This window comes from Stenotrophomonas sp. CC22-02 (assembly GCF_004365115.1).
GTDB classification, from domain to species: Bacteria; Pseudomonadota; Gammaproteobacteria; order Xanthomonadales; family Xanthomonadaceae; genus Stenotrophomonas; species Stenotrophomonas forensis.
On the sequence record NZ_SOCO01000001.1, the window covers coordinates 2,185,028 to 2,202,642 of the forward strand.

A 17,615-nucleotide genomic window follows, 5' to 3' on the forward strand; every position below is an offset into this window, starting at 1 on the left:
CGTCACGTCCACGCCGGATCGGCAGTGAAATCGATGGTCAGCCAGAACGTGCTGCCGCGGGCATCCAGCCGCACCGCGATCTCATCACGCATGGCATCGACCTCGCCCACCGAGCCCAGCGGTGTCGCCGGGTCGGCAAGCACATGGATCTCGATGAAACGCATCCGCCCCATCTTCGCCACGTGGCTGGTGAAGCCGGCATAGCCGCGCTCGGCCACGAACGCCTGCATCACCCGCTGCACGCGCCGGTCCAGGTCATCCGGCGCCACCTGCAGCACCTCACCCATGGCCTTCCACGCGCTGCGCGCCGGCACCGGCAGTACCGCCAGGCTGATCAACGCCAGCACGATCGAATCCAGGTACGGCACCCAGTGGTGCCACTGGCCGCCGTGCAGCACCAAGGCCAGCACGAAGGCCAGCACCACGGCCAGGCTCATCAATCCGCCCAGCAGCCAGCCACGCACGTCCAGCCACAGCAACGCCGAGCGAAGATGCCGCGCCCGCTGCGCGACGAACACGGCCATTGCCAGGTTGCTGGCACTCAGCAACGCCGCCCACCACAGCGCGGGCCCGAACTTCACTTCGTGCCCGCCCGTGGTCAATCCAATCACCGCGTTGGCCAGCGCGTACACGCAGGCCAGCGACAGGATCACCCCACCGAGTGCCTCGACCATCGGCTCCAGGTGCCAGTAACCGTACTGGAAGCGCGGGCTCTGTTCCCGCGCCACCAGCCGCAGTACCGACAACGACACCAGCGTCAAGGCAACGTCGACCAGGCTGTAGACACCATCGAACAGGATGGCCTGCGACCCCACCAGCAGGCCACCGATGAAGCCGACCGCGCTGACCGCAATGGTCACCCCGATCGAGAACTTCAGGATGCGTTGCTCGCGCGCGGTATCCATCGTTCGCCGAAGGGCCGACCGTCGCCGGTCAGGCCTTCAGCACCTCCACCCTGTACGACGTCTCATCGCCCTCGTGCTCGATGATCAGCCCGTGCACGTCCGACTCGAAGCCCGGGAAACGGGCATTCTGCTCGCGGGCGATGCGCAGCGACTGGATGATCGGCTCGTCGCTGTCGCCGAAGCGTTCGCCCGGCATGATGGTCGGGATGCCCGGCGGGTACGGCACCAGCATGGTGGCGGCGATGCGGCCGCTGAGCTGCTCGATGTCGACCCGCTCGATCTCGCCCTTCACCAGGTGATTGTAGGCGTCGGCCGGGGTCATCACCGGGGTCGGCAGGTCCACGTACATTTCGCGCATCACCTTGGCCACCGAGAATTCCTGGTTGAACGCGTGCAGCGCATCGCACAGGTCACGCAGGCCCCAGCCGGCATAGGCATTGGGGTAGTCAGCGGCCAGCGACGGCAGTGCCTGGCTCAGCGGCGCGTTGCGGTCATACAGTTCCTTGAACGCCATCAGCTCGGTGACCAGCGTGCTCCACTTGCCCTTGGTGATGCCCATCGAGAACAGGAACAGCACCGAGTACAGGTTGGTCTTCTCCACGGTGATGCCGCGGCCCCACAGGAATTTGCTCAGCACCGCCGCCGGGATGCCCAGCTTGCCCATGCTGCCGTCCATCGCCAGCCCCGGGGTCAGCAGGGTTACCTTGATCGGGTCGATCAGCACATAGTCGTCAACCAGGTTCTCGAAGCCGTGCCAGTGCGCATCCGGCTGCAGGTACCACTCCTCGCGCTTGGCCACCAGCGGTGCCGGCGTATCGCCCTTGTCCAGGCTGCGCTCGACCTTGGTGGGCTGCCACACGCTGAACCACCAGTCGTCGCGGCCGAGGTCATCGCGCACGTGCAGCATCGCGCGGCGGAAGGCGATCGCCTCGTCATGCATCTCCTGCACCAGCGAGCGACCCGCATCGCCCTCCATCATCTTCGAAGCCACGTCACAGGCCGCGATCACCCCGTAATGCGGGCTGGTCGAGGTATGCATCATGAACGACTCGTTGAAGCGCTCGGCGTCCAGGTTGCGCTGCGCGGAGTTGCGCACGTGGATCATCGAGGCCTGCGAGAACGCGGCCAGCAGCTTGTGGGTCGAATGGGTGGTGAAGATGATCGCATCCTGCTCACGCGGCTTGCCCTTGGCCATGCCGTAGTGGTTCTCGTAGAACGGATGGAACGCGGCATAGGCGTACCAGGCTTCGTCGAAGTGCAGGAAGTCGACCGCGCTGCCGATCTCGTCGGCGATCTTCTCAGCGTTGTAGCACAGGCCGTCGTAGGTCGAGTTGGTCACCACCGCGATGCGCGGCTTGGAGCCGGCCTGGTAGGCCTTGCTGGCCAGCGGGTTGGCGGCGATGCGCTGCTGCAGCGATTCCGGCGTGAACTGGTCCAGGCTGATTGGCCCGATGATGCCGTGCGCGTTGCGGCTGGGGGTGAAGTACACCGGCACCGCACCGGTCATGATCAGCGCGTGCAGCAGCGACTTGTGGCAGTTGCGGTCGACGAACACCACGTCGCCACGCGCCACCGTACCGTGCCACACGATCTTGTTGGCGGTGGAGGTGCCGTTGGTGACGAAGAAGGTATGGTCGGCACCGAAGTTGCGCGCCGCCTCGTTCTCGGCGTCCTTGATCGGGCCGGTATGGTCGAGCAGCGAGCCCAGCTCCGGCACCGATATCGACAGATCGCTGCGCAGGGTGTTCTCACCGTAGAACTGGTGGAAGGCGCGGCCGACCGGCGACTTGGTGAACGCCACGCCGCCGGCATGGCCCGGCGTGTGCCAGGAGTAGTTCGACTCGGCCGCATGGTGGATCAGGGCCTTGAAGAACGGCGGCAGCAGGTTCTTCATGTAGTCTTCGGCCGCGCGCATGACCTGCCGCGAGATGAAGCTCTTGGTGTCTTCGAACAGGAAGATGAAGCCGTGAATGTACTTGAGCAGCTTGCTCGGCACCTTCTCGATGGTGCGGCGCTCGCCGTACAGGAACACCGGCAGGTTGGCGCGGCGCGCGCTCTGCTCACGCAGGAACGCGGTCAGGCGCTGGAACTCGCCATCCACCTCTTCGCTGCCATCGATCGAGATCAGAACCGCCGAGGCCGCCACGTAGGTGCGGGCACCGGCGCGGGCATCGTCCAGGTTCAGCCCGCACAGCACGCGCTGGTCGTTGCTGCGCAGCTCTTCCACCAGCGCACGGATCAGGATGCCGCCGATGCGCGGCGATTCGTAGTCGTTGTCGATGACAATGACCGGATAGTCCAGGGACTTGAAGTACACGTTGATTCTCCTTGTCTAACTCAGGAACGCTGGGCGCCGGCGCTGATCGCCGAGGCCTCGCGGGCGCGCTGCCGCTGCTGGCGGCGCTCCTCGCTGAAGAAGGGATAGAACACGGTGATGAACAGCACGAACAGGAAGGCGTACTGCACGATGGTTCCCGACGAACCGTAGATCGCCCACAGGCAGTACACGACGGTCAGGCTGGTCAGGGTCCAGAACGCTCCGGTGTGGACCAGCGTGTGCGAACGCTCGACCACGAAGTAGCACGCCACGCACGAGTAGATGTAAGGCAGCAGCGTCAGTACCACCGCCGCCGACGTGATCACGTCGAACTGCGCGGACGCGGTTTCCGAGGTGGAGGTGACCAGCACGGCCAGGGTCATCAGCACGGCCACGATCAGCACGCCCTTGACCGGAACGTCATCCTTGTTGGTCTTGCTGAAGATGCTCGGGAACAGGCCGTCATCCGACGCCGCCTTGGCGCTCTGCGCGGTCAGCAGGATCCAGCCGCCCAGCGAACCGGCAGCACCGATGAAGGCGCACAGGCTGACCAGCGCACCGCCCCAGCCACCGACCGCCTTGGCCGCGGCCAATGCGAACGGGGCATCGGAGGTCTGCAGTTCACCGTTGGGCACCATGCCCATGATCACCGAGGAACTGGCGATATAGGCGATGGCAGCCAGGAACACGCCCGCCAGCGTGGCCCGGGCCACGTTCTTTTCCGGGTTCTCGACCACGCCGGCGGTCACCGAGGCCGATTCGACGCCGATGAAGGCCCACAGGGTCAGTGCCGCGGCGCTGGAGATCGCGCCGAAGTTCGACTCACCGGACACGTTGTAGGCGCCCTTGAAGATGTCGGCATCGAAGAAGAACCAGCCGAAGATGGCGATGCCCAGGATCGGCACCAGCGCGAAGCTGGTGGTGACCGTCTGCACGCGGCTGACGAAGGCCGGGCCGATCATGTTGGCGAAGCTCAGCGCCCACACCAGCACCAGCACCGCGATGCAGCGCACCAGCGGTTCGGACAGGATCGGGAAGAAGTAGCTGAAGTACCCCACCGCGGCGATCGGGATGGCGACGTTGCCGATCCAGTTGGCGAACCAGTAGATGGTGTTGGTCTGGAAGCCCATGTACGGCCCGAACCAGTCACGCGCGTAGGCATAAGGACCGCCCGCCTTCGGTGCCAGCTTGCCCAGCTTGGCGAACACGAACGCCAGCAGCAGCGCGCCGGCAGTGGTGATCAGCCAGCCCCAGATCGAGGCGGTGCCGATCTTGGCCAGGCTGGACGGCAACAGGAACACACCCGAGCCCATCATGTTGCCGGCGACGAGGAAGGTGGCTCCGACCACCCCGATTTTCTTTGCTTCTGCCATGACAATCTCCTGTACTGGCATGAGCCCGGTGCGACCGGGCGTGGGGACGGTTGCGCTGGCGTACGGCCGCTGGCGCTTACTTGATGAAGTTGTATTGCAGGCTGCCCTGCACCCGGACCGTGTCGCCGCGTGTGCCGCCCTGCTGTTCCAGGCGGCCGTACAGCAGCTCCATGCCCATCGTCCACGAGGGCGCCGGGCTCCAGATCAGGTTGAACACCCCGTAGCGACTCTGCCGGAACGCGTCGGCCGCCAGTGCCGCATTCCGCTCCAGGGTCAACTGGCCGAAGATCAGGTTCGAACGCCACAGCTCGGACCAGTAATGGGTGTAGCCCACGAAGCCACCGTGCAGGTCCAATGCATCCAGGCGGCCATCGGCGCCGACCACGGCATCCAGCCCCGAGCCGGTCAGGTCGGCGGTGTAGCGACTGAGGCCGCGGCCACCCAGGGCACCAAACAACACCAGGTCGCGCTCGCCCACCGAGGCCGAGCCACTGAGCTGCAGGCCGCCGGCCATGCGCCGGTCGCGCTCGCCATCGCCGTCATAGGCCAGGCTGCGCGCCACCGCGCCCAGTTGCAGATGGCCCCAGTCACGCTCCATGCGCGCGGTCACCGTCACATCGGGCAACCGGTTCACTGCGGCTCGTTCCTCGGCGGCGCCGGCCAGTTCGGTCTTCGGGTCTTCGGCCGCCACGGTCAGGGTGTTGCCCTTGCCCATCGCGAAGCTGTGGTGGATGCCCGCCACCAGCAGATAGCCGGCGCCGCCCGGTCCTGCAAAATCCAGCGTGTCGGGCAGGCTGTCCGGGTCCATGAAGCTGGAGTAGCCGTAGCCGGCGTAGGTATTGCCGAGCTGGCCATAGGCATGGCGCAGCCGGAACTCATAACCGTCGCTGCTGCCGAAGAAGTCGTTTTCCAGATAGAAGCGCAGATTGCCGTGCGTGGTCGGTCGCCGCGCTTCAAAACTGAAGCGCGTCTGCTTCGCATGGATGTTGAAGTTGGACACGTCGCGATGACTGCCCCCCACCGGCATCGACGAGGGAATGAACTGGTCTTCGTCACCTGCCGCGCGCGAATCGGCAATGGCGTCGAGCTTGGCGTAGCCCCCGATGCGGATCACCGTGTCGGTCCCCGGAATGGCAAAGAAGCCCTTCAGATCGGGGTCGGTCGGGCCCGCCGCACTGTCTGGACGCGATGCCGCGGTGGATGGGTCGGCCACGGATTCGCGTTGCGGCAGCACCGGCTGTGCCACGCCCGGCACCTGGGTACGATGGATTACATCGGCCGTGGCCGCGGGTGCAGTACCAGGCGCTACAGGCGCTGCCGGCATCTGCGCCAACGCAGGCGCAGGCGTTGCGTCGCGTTGTTCAAGCCGATCCAGGCGCTGCTGCATGCCTTCCAGCGCCTGCCGCATGGCGGCAATCTCGCGCCGCAGTGCCTGCGTATCCTCCGCATCGTGCTGTTGCGCATACGCTGGCGTGATCGCCAGTGCACCCAGACACGCCAGACTCAGTACCGCCACACGCATTGCATCCTCCCCGGACGAACACTCGCATCACGTTCCCGGAGCGCACGCATGCGCCACCCTGGCCTCGCGTTGCCGTTGCTGGAAATGCAGGTACTGCGTCGACGACACCGGTCAGCCTGCGCGTGGCAGGCAACAGAACGATGACACTGTCCTGCCTGCCCCCATGTCGACTCCATCAAGGCCGCGCTGCCAGAGAGGTGGCGACCGCAGCGGTCTGGGTAACAAGCAGAGGGTGAGAGTGTCGTGAATGGCTGTGCCGCGCTGCCCGTATCGGGGCAGCTTCGGCGCGGCATCCATGGCGCGTTGACGCTGTATTCCATGCGTCACAGGCTAATCCGCCTGTCGTTTTTGGCCTTGATTGGAATCAAGGCGCGAGGCTTGACCTCAGTCACGATTCAGACGTGACGAAGAACAGGTGCTGCGCAGGTGGATGTGCCCGCCTGCGCCGCTGAACGCAGCAGGCCCGCATGTCACCATGCGGGCCTGCGGTTCACGTCATGCGATGCGGGTTCGATCAGCGCGGGCCCAGCACCGTCTGCAGGTCATCCCCCTGCGGCAGGCCGGCGCGACGCTGCACCTGGCCCTGCGCGTCCTGGAACAGAATGCCCGGCGTGCCCTGGAAGCCCATTTCGATCATCAACACCTGGTTGGCATCGAGTTTGCCAGCGATCTCGCGGCTGATGCTTGGCAGTGCCTTGATGCCACCGCGGTCGAACTGGTGCTCGTTCTCCAGCAGGGCCGCGCTCGGGTCACGCGCCGACAGGATGGCTGCGGCCTTGGCCGGGCTGTCCTCGCGGATTACGCCGACCATGATGTGGCGCAGCTGCACCTTGCCTGCATCGACCCATGGGCGGGCCGCTTCCCAGAACTTGTGGCAGTACGGGCAATTGGCATCGCTGAAGGTATAGACCACCCGCGGTGCGTCGGCCTTGCCATCACGCACCCACGCGCTGGCCTCCAGCTTGGTCCACATCTTGGCCGACATCGGTGCAGCGACCAGCTTTTCCACGGCCTCGGCAGCCACGTCGTTGCCTTCGGCATCGAACAGGCTGCCGACCAGCACGTGCTTGCCGTCGGCGGTGACGTAGGCAGCAGCCGGCTGCTGCCCCCCCACCACACCGGCGAAGCCACGCAGTCCACCCGGCGCATCGAACTCGGCAACGACCTCGAAGCCGTGTTTTTCGATGCCCTTCAACACTGCGGGACGGTCACCCTTGGCAGCGGTCGGAGCGCTTGCGGCCGGTGCCGCCGCAGTCTTGCCTGGCGGAGTCTGGGCCTGGCTGCAGGCGGCCAATGCCAGCATGACCGGCAACAACAGCAACGCCGGGGCGGTGCGCAGGGAAGTCGACAACATGGGAACTCCGTAGTGAGATGCTCGCGCAGGCTACCGCAGCCGGCGCAGTTTGTGTTCAAGACCGGCCGCGGTCAGTTCGCCCAGGTGCAGTTCACGCAGGCGCCCGTCGGCATCGAAGAAGAGGGTCGAAGGATAGGCCTGCACGCCCAGCTCGGTTGATGCGGCCGCGTCATCGTCCAGCAACACGTTTCCCAACACCAGCCGCTCGTCGGCGAGAAAACCCTGAACCTCATCCAGGGTTTCGCCTTGATTGAGGAATACGAACTGCACATCGGCATGCGCCTGTTGCGCCGCGGCCAGCACCGGCATTTCCCGGCGGCAGGGGCCACACCATGTGGCCCACAGATTCAGCACCAGCGGCGAGCCGCGGAACTGCTGCAGGTTAACCGGGCTACCCTGCAGATCCGTCACCTGCATCGTCGGCAATGGCATCTGCCGCTCCTGCCACAGCGACAACAACTGGCTCCCTCCAGACCAGAGCAGTACGCCGACCAGGGCCGCTGTCAGCACCGGCGCACGCAACGCGGGCCACCGGCGCAGGCGCCACAGACCCCACGCAAGCCCCGCCAACAGCACCACCACCAAGTGATAGCCACCATCGGTGATCTGAAGAATGCTCCACGGCGCGCCACGATACAGCGCGAAATTCAGTGCCACGAAACTGATGCGACCACACAGAAGGCCGATCAGAAGCATGTCCAGCACCATGCTGGCAGCCGAGGGCAGCGGTTCCGGGCCGGCTCCGCGTGGCCACAGGCGGGCAACCGCCATGGCCAGCGCGCTGCATACAAGAATCAATACCACCGGCATCGGAACCGGCCCAACGCTCGACATCAACCCACCTGTTCAATCATTCAACCACTTCATGGTCGAAGCGTCGCGCCCAGGTTGCAAGCGCCACTGCAGCATGAGGCCTCACGCGGCGCTTCGTCCCAACTGCACACCCGTCGGCGCCTGCAATCCGCGCAGGCTGCCTGCGACCGAAGGCATCAGCGGCCGCTCGCGCCGCTTGCAGTTGACGTGGCGGCGATAGTTGGCCGGCGTCATGCCCACGATGCGAAGGAACAGGCGCCGGAACGCGCTCTGGTCGGCATAGCCCACTCCCCAGGCCACTTCGTCGATACCAGCGCCCTGTTGCAGCAAGGTCTGCGCCTTGGCGATGCGCAGCCGCTGGCAATACTCGATGGGCCGCAGACCGGTGGCCCGGAGGAAGCGTCGCTGCAGCGTCCGCGGTTCCAGCCCGGAAACCTCACAGATCGCGGCCAGGGTGGCGCCACGTGCTGCGGTGGTGTGCAGCCAGCGCTGCGCCTTCAGTACGTCGCGATCACCATGCGCGAAATTGGCGCTGAAGCGCTCCAGATCCTGCTGCACCCCATCCGGCACCGTGATGCCCAACTGTTGCGCCACAGCGCTGGCCACGCCCTGTCCATGCAGCCGGTACAGCAGCCGAAGACCCAGGAAGCGCCACGCCTGCGACCCGCCTACGGTCAGCAGGTCGCCGTCATCGACCAGCGCACGCTCGCTCGGCACCCAGCTCACGGCCTGCGCCTGCAACCCCGGGTGCCGCCCCAGATCAGGCCCGCTGACCGTTCGCCCGGCCAGCAGGCCCGCACGCGCAAGAACGCTCACGCCTTCGCTGGCTGCAGCCAGCAGGCTGCCACCGTCATAGTGGGCACGCAGCCAGTCCAACACGACTTCTTCGGCGCGCAGGCAGGTGCCGGGACTGATCTGCCCGGGAACTGCGATCACCGCAGGAATGGCGGCATCGAGCATCTCCGCACCGGCGATGCGGTGCACACCGGTCTGACTGGCGGGTACGATCCAGCGCGTGACCAGCACACGCTTGAACGGCCGGCGCTGTTGCTGGGCCAGGCGATTTGCGACATGAGCCATCTCAGCCAGTACGGAAGCGGCAGACGGATCGCCCCCCGGGTACTCGACCACCGCGACCTCGACGAATCCCTCGTTCCTGATTCCATCCACAGACCACCTCCTCGGTTTGTTACAGGCCATCGAACGGCCGGTTCAGGCGAAGGGTAGGAACTGGTCCAGCGGCGGGGCTATGAAGAAAGTTGCAAAGTGCGCTGAATACGCACTTCCGGGCCAGGTCTTGACCCTTGACCAGACTCCAGGCTTCACAATGACCGGCAGCACCTGCAGGAATCCGCCATGAACATTGGACAACTGGCCCGCCAGGCTGGCGTGCCGATCGACACCGTCCGCTACTACGAACGGCAGCAGCTGCTGCCGACGGCGGTGCGCTCGGCCGGTGGCTACCGCATCTTCGGCGAGGCGGACCTGCGCAGGTTGCGCTTCATCCGCCGCGCCAAAGCGCTGGGCTTCAGCCTGGACGAGATCGGCGAACTGCTCGCGCTCAGTGATCGTCACTCGCAGGACATGGGCAGCGTGCGCGATACCGCACAGGCCCGCCTGCAGGACATCGCGCAACGGATGGCCGAACTGCAGCGCATGCACGCTGCGCTTTCGCAGCTGGTCGACGCGTGCCCCGGGCATGGTGCGCTGGATCAATGCCCGATCCTGGCGGCGCTGACCGGCAACAACGCATAGCCACGGCGACAGGAATCTGCCGCGCAGCGTGCGTGAAGAAAAGTGCAACAAATGCTTGCCAACCCCCTGGGGCAAGGCTATTATTTCGCTCCTCAGCGACGTGGGGCCATAGCTCAGCTGGGAGAGCGCCTGCATGGCATGCAGGAGGTCAGCGGTTCGATCCCGCTTGGCTCCACCAATCTTTCGGCATTAGGCCGTCGAAAGGTCGCTAAAGAACATTGATGAGAATTGCGTCCCCATCGTCTAGAGGCCTAGGACATCACCCTTTCACGGTGGCGACCGGGGTTCGAATCCCCGTGGGGACGCCACTCATCACGAACAACGAGGACCCGGCCGATAACCGGGTCTTTTTTGTTCACCGCCTACCGGCATTCAGGTTGTGGCGTTGCGGTTCCCCTGCCCTTGTGGCTTCGGTTGAACCGGAACGAAAAAAGTTGAAAAAAGGCTTCCACAAACGTGAACACGCAGGTATGATAGGCGGCTCGGTAACACGGGGCCATAGCTCAGCTGGGAGAGCGCCTGCATGGCATGCAGGAGGTCAGCGGTTCGATCCCGCTTGGCTCCACCACTTTCGACATTAGGCCGTCGAAAGTTCTACAACTTGAAGTTTTCGTGCGTCCCCATCGTCTAGAGGCCTAGGACATCACCCTTTCACGGTGGCGACCGGGGTTCGAATCCCCGTGGGGACGCCAGTTTCAAACGGACTCTGCTCCCGGCAGATCATCCGCGGTTTCATTGGGGCCATAGCTCAGCTGGGAGAGCGCCTGCATGGCATGCAGGAGGTCAGCGGTTCGATCCCGCTTGGCTCCACCACTTCGACATTAGGCCGTCGAAGGTTCTACAACTTGAAGTTTTCGTGCGTCCCCATCGTCTAGAGGCCTAGGACATCACCCTTTCACGGTGGCGACCGGGGTTCGAATCCCCGTGGGGACGCCAATTCTTGAGAACCCCGGCTTCGGCCGGGGTTTTTCTTTGCCTGGAATCCAGGCACTCATTTCAGAACCGCCGATACATCCCGATCGACGCCGGCGCGGTGGGCGCGAAGCCGAACTGTGCGTACAACCGGTGCGCTTCACCATCGGCCAGCAGGCTGACGTACGCCGACGGCGGCAGGCTGGCCCGCATCCAGTCGTCCAGCCGTCGCATCACCTCCTTGCCCAGGCCCTGCCCCTGAAGGCGTGGCAGCACGGCGATGTCGCAGACCTGCAGGTGGCAGCCGCCATCGCCGACGATGCGCCCCATCGCTACCAGCTCATTGCCCTGGTAGGCACAGACGCCGAACAGGGTATTGGGCAGTGCGCGCGCAGCGGCGTCCTGATGTTTGGCACTGAGGCCTGCCAGTACACGCAGCCGGCAGTAGTCCTCGACCGTGGGCACGGCTTCCCGGAACTGGCAGGTGGCAGATTCATTCATGCGGCATCTCCTGATGGGTCGGGCTATCCTGCCGCATCCACGTCGCAGCCGCTGCGACCCACACCGGCAGAGTTCGCATGTGCTATTCCGCCCTGATCCGCGCCGACTACGCCAAGCTGGTGCGCGAATTCGGCGCCATTCTCTCGCTGGAGGAATTCGCCGAGCTGTACGCGCACGATCCCGGCAAGAAGCGCCCGAAAACCCCAAAAGCCATGGACGACGGCTTTGCCGGCGCGCGCACGGAACAGGGCCGCGACATCGTGGCAAAGATCCAGCAATGGCATGCGCAGGAGCAGCAGGCACTGGAGGCCGAGCTGGCCCGGCAGCGCGAACGCCGCGATATCGCCCACGCCACGCTGGCGACCCGCCCCACCCAGAAGGCACGCAATGACCTGCGCGTGGCCGGCAACCGCATCGAGCGCGCGCAGGCCCGGCTGGAGGACCTGCACCGGGTGCAGCTGCTGCCGCGCGACAACCGCATTTTCCCGGGCACCTACGCACCGGTCATGGTCAGCGACAACGGCCGGCGGGTGATCAAGCCGATGCGCTACCAGTGCCGGCTGCCGGACACGCCAGCACGCAACGACGTGCTCTACCCCGGCACCTACAATGCCCGGCGCGACAGCCTGGAAGGCTACTGGCGCGGCGCATTCGGGCTGCGCCATGGGGTCGTGGTCGTGCAGGCGTTCTATGAGCACGTGCCACGCCACGCCATCGACGCGCGCACGCTGGGCGCCGACGAGAAGGAACAGGACGTGGTGCTGGAATTCCGCCCCGATCCGCCCCGCGACCTGCTGCTGGCCTGCCTGTGGGCAGAGTGGGAAGGACCGGAAGGCCGGCTGCTGTCATTTGCCACGATCACCGATGCCCCGCCACCCGATGTCGCCGCCGCCGGGCATGACCGCGGTGTGGTGCCGATCCGCCGGGAGCACCTGGACGCCTGGCTCAATCCGGACCCGGATGACCTGGCCCTGCAATACCGCATCCTCGACGACCGCGAGGACATCCGCTACGTATACGACGAAGCCGGATGAACACCACGCGCATATGAAAAACCCCGCCTGGGCGGGGTTTCTGGATCAGGGGTTGCCGCCGCACATCGCCTCTTCGCAGAAGGCTTGTTCCTGCAGGCACTGCTCGACCTCACCGCCGCGCGCGATGCAGCTCTTGTAGAGCTGGAAGCAGGGTTGGCCGCACCATGCGGCAGTCGCGGTACCACCGAAGACCGCCATCGAAAGGACACCCGCAGCAACCATGCGCTTGATCCACTTCTTCATGCCACTCTCCTTGTAGGCCTGAGCATTCAGGCCACGGCAGCATACGCCGGTCCTCTGCGCCGGGGCCAATCAGGCCTTGACGCGGGAATGCCCCACCGCGCGCACCAGCGCCTGGGACAGATCCACCGACAGGTACGGTTTGACCAGCAGCACCCCAGCCAGCATCGACGCCGGCAACTGCTCGGCCAGCATGCCAGTGGCCAGCACGAACGGCACACCGCGTGCCGACAGCGCTGCCGCCACGGGCTCGCTGGTCTCGTTGCGGGCCAGGCGGTAGTCGAGCAGGGCCACGTCCGGCGCCGAATCCTCCAGCAGGCGCAGCGCTTCGTCCACGCTCGCGGCCAACCCGACCACGGTCGCGCCGGCATGCACCAGCTGCATCTGCAGCAGCGCGGCGCTCATTTCGTCGTTCTCGACCACCAGCACCCTCAGGTCCTGCAACACTGTCATCGGCTACCGCTCCTGGAGGTATTCACGCCGCCGCAGTATAGCCACCACGGGGCCGATGCCGACAGGAAGCGCCCCGAATGGCCCTGCCCCTATGAAAGCCCTGCCGACCTCGGTTACACTCACGCGCTGCCTGCCGGTGTGGCGGAATGGTATACGCAGCTGACTCAAAATCAGCCGGGGGTGACCCCATGAAGGTTCGAGTCCTTTCACCGGCACCACTGCATCAAAGGCCAGGTCCATGACCTGGCCTTTTGCTTTTCCAGGCCCAAGGTGCCCACACTGCCTGGCATGCCTGCGTCGAATGTGCCGCCACTTCCGGACACCTTGCCCGCACGTCTGCGCCCCCTGCGGACGGATGATGCGGCCGCATGGTCCCGCTACCTCTCGCTGCCGGGCGTGATCGAACACACCAGCTGGGGCGACATCTCGGAACACGCGTTGCGCCAGCAGATCGCCCGCTACATGCCGGGCGGCCCCGATCAGCGCTGGGCGCTGGCCGATGCCGAGGACGGGTTGATCGGCACCATCGGCTTGAACGGCATCGATCTCCTGCACCGCCGCGCCGAGCTCGCGTATGACCTCGACCCGGATTGGCAGGGACAAGGGCTGGCCACGCATGCGGCGCGCGCAGTGCTCGACTGGGGGCACGCAGTACGCCGCCTGGTCCGCATCCAGGCCACCGTCCTCGACAGCAATGCCCGCTCGATTGCCGTGCTGGAGCGTCTCGGCATGCAGCGGGAGGGGCTGCTGCACGCCTATCGTCATGTACGGGGCCACCCTCGCAATTTCTGGCTGTTTGCCCATCTCGAAGGTGCGGTCACGTCCCCCCGCTGAAGCACAATTGCGACCGCTGACAACGTTGGCACTAGACGCAGCGCACACTTTTCTTGCCAGCCTCACGCACTTCTGCCTATCGTGATCGCGCCGGATCGGGGCGGGGGAATGCATGACGTTGCGTGCTGCACTGTTTTTTGTGGTCACGCACGCGCTCGTCATTGCCTTGATCGGCCCGCAGGATCCGGTCGGCTCCTACCTGATGCTGATCACCGCCCCATTGCTGGCCGCACTGGCCTGCGCGCGGCGTGCACGTGACAGCCGCGCGGCCTGCAAATGGCGGATGCTTGGCGCCGCCGTCGCGCTGTTCTCGCTTGCATTGCTGGCCCTGCTCTACCGCAACGTGGCCGGCCTCGATTCCACGCAGATGACCGTGTCATCGCTGATCCTGTACGTGTTCTACCGGATCCCCCTGACCTACGTGGCCGCCAGCCCGGGAGGCGGAAGCCGCGCCATCCGCGCGGTGGACCTGGCGATCATCGCGCTGCTGTGGCTGCTGTACTACGTGCATACGCAGGCCATGGCCCCCCTGAACACTGCATTGTGGACGCAGTGCCTGAAGACGATGAGCAGCGTGCAGAACAGCCTGGTGTTCTGCTTCGCACTGATCCGCTTCATTGCCGAGGACGATCCCGACCGCCGCGACTTCTTCCGGACACTGACCCTCTACGCGCTGGGCTACTTCCTGCTGGCGCTCTACATCAACACCTACCAGCCGCAACTGCCCGATGGCAGCTGGGGGGACCTGCTGATCAGCGGACTGTTCGTGCTGCTGGCGGTGATGACCGGCAGCCGTCGTCGCCGCCCCGCGGCGGAGATTTCCCTCGCGCTGCGGCGCATCGTCGATGCCGGCGTGCCGTTGATGCTGCCCCTGCTGCTGATGATGGTGGCGCTGCTGGTCGCCCGCCTGCAGCCGACCCTGGCCACGGTGGGCTTCCTGGGCGCCCTGCTCGGCTATGCCCTGCGCAGTGTGCTGAGCCAGGTCGACATCCAGCGCCAGCGCGATGAACTGGAAACGCTGGCCCGGCGCGATGCGCTCACCGGGCTGGGCAACCGGCGCAGCTTCGATGAATCACTCGGCGCGGCCCACCGCCGTGCCCGCCGCCAGGGCCTGGGCCTGGCGGTGCTGATGATCGACATCGATCACTTCAAGCGGCTCAATGATACCTATGGGCACCCGGAGGGTGACCGCCGCCTGCGCGCGGTTGCCGCGATCCTCGACGGTTGCCTGCAGCGCGGCGATGACCTGCTGGCCCGCTACGGCGGTGAGGAGTTCATCGCCGCCCTGCCCTCGGCCGAAGCCACCCACGCGCTGGAGCTGGGCGAACGGCTGCGCGCCGCCGTCGAAAGCGCCGCACTGCCGGCTGCCGACGGCCAGGTGACCATCAGCGTGGGCGTGGCCTGGCAGGCCGCCGGCGATGAGCGCGAAGCCAGTGACCTGGTCGCTCACGCCGACCAGGCCCTGTACCGCGCCAAGCGTGGCGGGCGCAACTGCGTGCATCTCGCCCCGGCGCCCGGCACCGCCGAGGCCCCGTCCGGCCAGCGCGCCTAGACCGCGCGCAGGGCCGGTGCCCCATGCACATGGCCGGCACCTTCCTGGACACGGAAGCTGGCCACGGTCTGCAACAGGTGCGCCGACTGCTCCTCCATGCTGCGCGCCGCAGCCGAGGCCTCTTCGACCAGCGCCGCGTTCTGCTGGGTGCCCTGGTCGATCAGGTCCACCGCATGGTTCATCTGCTGGATGTCATCGCTCTGCTGTTGCGAGGCGGTGCTGATCTCGGTCATCAGATCGCTGACCCGGCGCACGTTGGTCACGATCTCGTCCATGGTGCGGCCGGCACTCTCGACCTGGGCGGTACCGGCCCCGACGTTGGCCACCGACTCATCGATCAGCTGCTTGATCTCCTTGGCGGCGCTGGCCGAACGCTGCGACAGCTCGCGGATCTCGGTGGCGACCACCGCAAAGCCGCGGCCATGTTCGCCTGCGCGCGCAGCCTCCACGGCGGCATTCAGTGCGAGGATGTTGGTCTGGAAGGCGATGCCATCGATCACTCCGATGATGTCGACGATGCGCCGCGAAGATGCATTGATCACCGCCATCGTCTCCACCACCTCATGCACCACGCTGCCGCCCCGTGCGGCGACATCGGCCGCCCCACCGGCCAGCTGGCTGGCCTGGCGCGCGTTGGTGGCGGTGCGCTGCACCGTCTCGGCGAGCCCCTTCATCGACACCGCGGTTTCCTCCAGCGACGCCGCCTGCTGCTCGGTACGCTGCGACAGGTCGCTGTTGCCCTGGGCGATCTCGGTCGCACCGACCGCGATGGTATCGGCGGCGAACTTGATCTGGCCGATGATCGCGGCCATCGCTTCGACCAGTGAGTTGACGCCGTCGCACAGTTCGGCGATCGCACCCTGCTTGTCGGCCGTGGCCACGCGCCGGGTCAGATCGCCCTGCTTGGCTGCGGCCACCACCTCGCGGGTCTGCGCAACCGCACGCTGCATCGCCTGGTTCTCATGCACCTGCGCGGTGATGTCGGTGGCGTACTTGACGACCTTGAACGGCTTGCCGTTGAGGTCGAGGATCGGATTGTAGGAGGCCTGGATCCAGACTTCGCGCCCGCCCTTGCCGAGGCGGCGGTACTGCCCGGCATCATATTCGCCGCGCCCGAGCTTTTCCCAGAACTGGCGGTATTCATCGCTGCTGCGATGCCCCGGCTCGACGAACAGCGAATGGTGCTGGCCACGCACCTCATCAAGGCTGTAGCCGGTGGTGGCGAGGAAGTTGTCGTTGGCCGAGAGGATGCGGCCATCCATGCTGAACTCGATCACCGCCTGCGACTTTCCAATCGCCGCCAGCTGTCCCGCGGAATCGGCTGCCTGCAGCTTCTGCGCCGTGATGTCGGTGGCAAACTTGACCACCTTGTAGGGCCGCCCCTGCTGGTCAAGCACTGGATTGTACGACGCCTGGATCCAGATCTCGCGCTGGCCCTTGCCGAGGCGGCGGTACTGCCCGGCATCGTATTCGCCGCGCCCGAGCCTCGCCCAGAAATCACGGTATTCGGCGCTGCGTGCCAGTTCGGGATCGACGAACAGCGAATGGTGCTTGCCCTGGATCTCATCCAGCCGGTAGCCCATCGCCTGCAGGAAGTTGTCATTGGCCTGCAGGATGGTGCCGTCAAGTGCGAACTCGATGACCGCCTGCACGCGGTGCAACGCCGCAACCTGGGCTTCGAGCTCGGCGCGGTGGGTCGCCGCCGGCTCGGTGCGGGTGCGCTGCTGCGGGGCCAGCGCGCCCAGCAGCGCACGCCACGGCGACCAACGGGTATGCAGCTCGGCCGGCGCCTGCGCGCCCGCCGTGAAGCCTGGAATGAGCATTGTCTGATCCTCGGTGTCCGGTAAGCGGTTGCGACCCGACGGGCGGGATGCCCGGCGGCAACTTCAGTTGCTTGGGACTACAGGTACCGGGTGGGCACCCCTCGAGCGGCTGGCAAGAACATCTGGTGCGGGTGCGATCGGCATCTGGGAGCGGCGGAACACACAGCGCGGACCGCCCATCGGGGGCAGCCTGGGGTCCTGCAGCGGGTGACTGGAGCGGGATCCAG

Annotated in this window: 15 protein-coding genes and 7 tRNA genes; 11 read left to right on the top strand and 11 right to left on the bottom strand. The window is 65.9% G+C overall.

Going from position 1 to position 17,615, the window contains the following annotated elements:
• Window positions 1-2: 2 nt before the first annotated feature.
• The 7 genes from N440_RS10040 to N440_RS10070 all read right to left on the bottom strand — a co-directional run bounded on the left by N440_RS10040 (window position 3) and on the right by N440_RS10070 (window position 9,454).
• On the bottom strand, window positions 3-905 hold the full coding sequence (locus N440_RS10040) for a cation diffusion facilitator family transporter (RefSeq protein ID WP_133934973.1): 903 nt from the start codon (window positions 903-905) through the stop codon (window positions 3-5).
• A 28-nt stretch (window positions 906-933) separates the two neighbouring features.
• On the bottom strand, window positions 934-3,222 hold the full coding sequence (locus N440_RS10045) for an Orn/Lys/Arg decarboxylase N-terminal domain-containing protein (RefSeq protein ID WP_049456054.1): 2,289 nt from the start codon (window positions 3,220-3,222) through the stop codon (window positions 934-936).
• Between the two features lie 20 nt (window positions 3,223-3,242).
• Entirely contained in the window at window positions 3,243-4,595 is a 1,353-nt protein-coding gene (gene adiC, locus N440_RS10050; RefSeq protein WP_006461445.1) for an arginine/agmatine antiporter, read from the bottom strand.
• 76 nt (window positions 4,596-4,671) lie between these two features.
• A complete protein-coding gene (locus N440_RS10055; protein WP_133934974.1) occupies window positions 4,672-6,117 on the bottom strand; it encodes a DcaP family trimeric outer membrane transporter in 1,446 nt (481 codons plus the stop codon).
• A gap of 514 nt (window positions 6,118-6,631) precedes the next feature.
• A complete protein-coding gene (gene dsbG / locus N440_RS10060; RefSeq protein WP_133934975.1) occupies window positions 6,632-7,471 on the bottom strand; it encodes a thiol:disulfide interchange protein DsbG in 840 nt (279 codons plus the stop codon).
• Window positions 7,472-7,501: 30 nt separating this feature from the next.
• Window positions 7,502-8,305, bottom strand: a complete 804-nt coding sequence (locus N440_RS10065) for a TlpA disulfide reductase family protein (protein WP_133934976.1) — start codon at window positions 8,303-8,305, stop codon at window positions 7,502-7,504.
• A gap of 81 nt (window positions 8,306-8,386) precedes the next feature.
• Complete coding sequence (locus N440_RS10070; protein ID WP_006461664.1) at window positions 8,387-9,454, bottom strand: helix-turn-helix domain-containing protein; 1,068 nt, start codon at window positions 9,452-9,454, stop codon at window positions 8,387-8,389.
• 186 nt (window positions 9,455-9,640) lie between these two features.
• On the opposite strand from N440_RS10070, the gene N440_RS10075 reads away from it, so the two are divergent.
• The 7 genes from N440_RS10075 to N440_RS10105 all read left to right on the top strand — a co-directional run bounded on the left by N440_RS10075 (window position 9,641) and on the right by N440_RS10105 (window position 10,975).
• Window positions 9,641-10,039, top strand: a complete 399-nt coding sequence (locus N440_RS10075; RefSeq protein WP_133934977.1) for a heavy metal-responsive transcriptional regulator — start codon at window positions 9,641-9,643, stop codon at window positions 10,037-10,039.
• Between the two features lie 102 nt (window positions 10,040-10,141).
• A tRNA-Ala gene (locus N440_RS10080) sits at window positions 10,142-10,217 on the top strand.
• A 54-nt stretch (window positions 10,218-10,271) separates the two neighbouring features.
• A tRNA-Glu gene (locus N440_RS10085) sits at window positions 10,272-10,347 on the top strand.
• Window positions 10,348-10,531: 184 nt separating this feature from the next.
• A tRNA-Ala gene (locus N440_RS10090) sits at window positions 10,532-10,607 on the top strand.
• A gap of 48 nt (window positions 10,608-10,655) precedes the next feature.
• Window positions 10,656-10,731 (top strand) — tRNA-Glu (locus tag N440_RS10095).
• A gap of 45 nt (window positions 10,732-10,776) precedes the next feature.
• A tRNA-Ala gene (locus tag N440_RS10100) sits at window positions 10,777-10,852 on the top strand.
• Between the two features lie 47 nt (window positions 10,853-10,899).
• Window positions 10,900-10,975 (top strand) — tRNA-Glu (locus N440_RS10105).
• 60 nt (window positions 10,976-11,035) lie between these two features.
• On the opposite strand, the gene N440_RS10110 is transcribed toward N440_RS10105, so the two are convergent.
• Complete coding sequence (locus N440_RS10110) at window positions 11,036-11,452, bottom strand: GNAT family N-acetyltransferase (protein WP_133934978.1); 417 nt, start codon at window positions 11,450-11,452, stop codon at window positions 11,036-11,038.
• 77 nt (window positions 11,453-11,529) lie between these two features.
• Between N440_RS10110 and N440_RS10115 the strand changes: the two genes are divergently transcribed.
• Entirely contained in the window at window positions 11,530-12,486 is a 957-nt protein-coding gene (locus tag N440_RS10115; RefSeq protein WP_133934979.1) for an SOS response-associated peptidase family protein, read from the top strand.
• Window positions 12,487-12,531: 45 nt separating this feature from the next.
• Here N440_RS10115 and N440_RS10120 read toward each other — a convergent pair whose 3' ends face one another.
• Window positions 12,532-12,729, bottom strand: a complete 198-nt coding sequence (locus tag N440_RS10120) for a hypothetical protein (protein WP_006461763.1) — start codon at window positions 12,727-12,729, stop codon at window positions 12,532-12,534.
• Window positions 12,730-12,798: 69 nt separating this feature from the next.
• A complete protein-coding gene (locus N440_RS10125; RefSeq protein WP_006461765.1) occupies window positions 12,799-13,179 on the bottom strand; it encodes a response regulator in 381 nt (126 codons plus the stop codon).
• A gap of 132 nt (window positions 13,180-13,311) precedes the next feature.
• Between N440_RS10125 and N440_RS10130 the strand changes: the two genes are divergently transcribed.
• The 3 genes from N440_RS10130 (at window position 13,312) to N440_RS10140 (ending at window position 15,565) form a co-directional block, all read left to right on the top strand.
• Window positions 13,312-13,397: transfer RNA gene (locus N440_RS10130), tRNA-Leu, on the top strand.
• A 106-nt stretch (window positions 13,398-13,503) separates the two neighbouring features.
• Complete coding sequence (locus tag N440_RS10135; protein ID WP_243831328.1) at window positions 13,504-14,013, top strand: GNAT family N-acetyltransferase; 510 nt, start codon at window positions 13,504-13,506, stop codon at window positions 14,011-14,013.
• 112 nt (window positions 14,014-14,125) lie between these two features.
• Window positions 14,126-15,565 carry a GGDEF domain-containing protein gene (locus N440_RS10140; protein WP_133934981.1) on the top strand — a complete coding sequence of 480 codons (1,440 nt, stop codon included), beginning with the start codon at window positions 14,126-14,128 and terminating at the stop codon, window positions 15,563-15,565.
• Here N440_RS10140 and N440_RS10145 read toward each other — a convergent pair.
• On the bottom strand, window positions 15,562-17,388 hold the full coding sequence (locus N440_RS10145) for a methyl-accepting chemotaxis protein (RefSeq protein WP_133934982.1): 1,827 nt from the start codon (window positions 17,386-17,388) through the stop codon (window positions 15,562-15,564). The genes N440_RS10140 and N440_RS10145 overlap by 4 nt on opposite strands.
• Between the last annotated feature and the right edge of the window lie 227 nt (window positions 17,389-17,615).

What these genes read in the sequence shown, in the direction of transcription:
- N440_RS10040 (WP_133934973.1), bottom strand. Translation starts at nt 905, where the DNA reads ATGGATACCGCGCGCGAGCAACGCATCCTGAAGTTCTCGATCGGGGTG.
- adiC (WP_006461445.1), bottom strand. Translation starts at nt 4,595, where the DNA reads ATGGCAGAAGCAAAGAAAATCGGGGTGGTCGGAGCCACCTTCCTCGTC.
- N440_RS10055 (WP_133934974.1), bottom strand. Translation starts at nt 6,117, where the DNA reads ATGCGTGTGGCGGTACTGAGTCTGGCGTGTCTGGGTGCACTGGCGATC.
- dsbG (WP_133934975.1), bottom strand. Translation starts at nt 7,471, where the DNA reads ATGTTGTCGACTTCCCTGCGCACCGCCCCGGCGTTGCTGTTGTTGCCG.
- N440_RS10065 (WP_133934976.1), bottom strand. Translation starts at nt 8,305, where the DNA reads ATGTCGAGCGTTGGGCCGGTTCCGATGCCGGTGGTATTGATTCTTGTA.
- N440_RS10075 (WP_133934977.1), top strand. Translation starts at nt 9,641, where the DNA reads ATGAACATTGGACAACTGGCCCGCCAGGCTGGCGTGCCGATCGACACC.
- N440_RS10110 (WP_133934978.1), bottom strand. Translation starts at nt 11,452, where the DNA reads ATGAATGAATCTGCCACCTGCCAGTTCCGGGAAGCCGTGCCCACGGTC.
- N440_RS10115 (WP_133934979.1), top strand. Translation starts at nt 11,530, where the DNA reads ATGTGCTATTCCGCCCTGATCCGCGCCGACTACGCCAAGCTGGTGCGC.
- N440_RS10120 (WP_006461763.1), bottom strand. Translation starts at nt 12,729, where the DNA reads ATGAAGAAGTGGATCAAGCGCATGGTTGCTGCGGGTGTCCTTTCGATG.
- N440_RS10125 (WP_006461765.1), bottom strand. Translation starts at nt 13,179, where the DNA reads ATGACAGTGTTGCAGGACCTGAGGGTGCTGGTGGTCGAGAACGACGAA.
- N440_RS10140 (WP_133934981.1), top strand. Translation starts at nt 14,126, where the DNA reads ATGACGTTGCGTGCTGCACTGTTTTTTGTGGTCACGCACGCGCTCGTC.
- N440_RS10145 (WP_133934982.1), bottom strand. Translation starts at nt 17,388, where the DNA reads ATGCTCATTCCAGGCTTCACGGCGGGCGCGCAGGCGCCGGCCGAGCTG.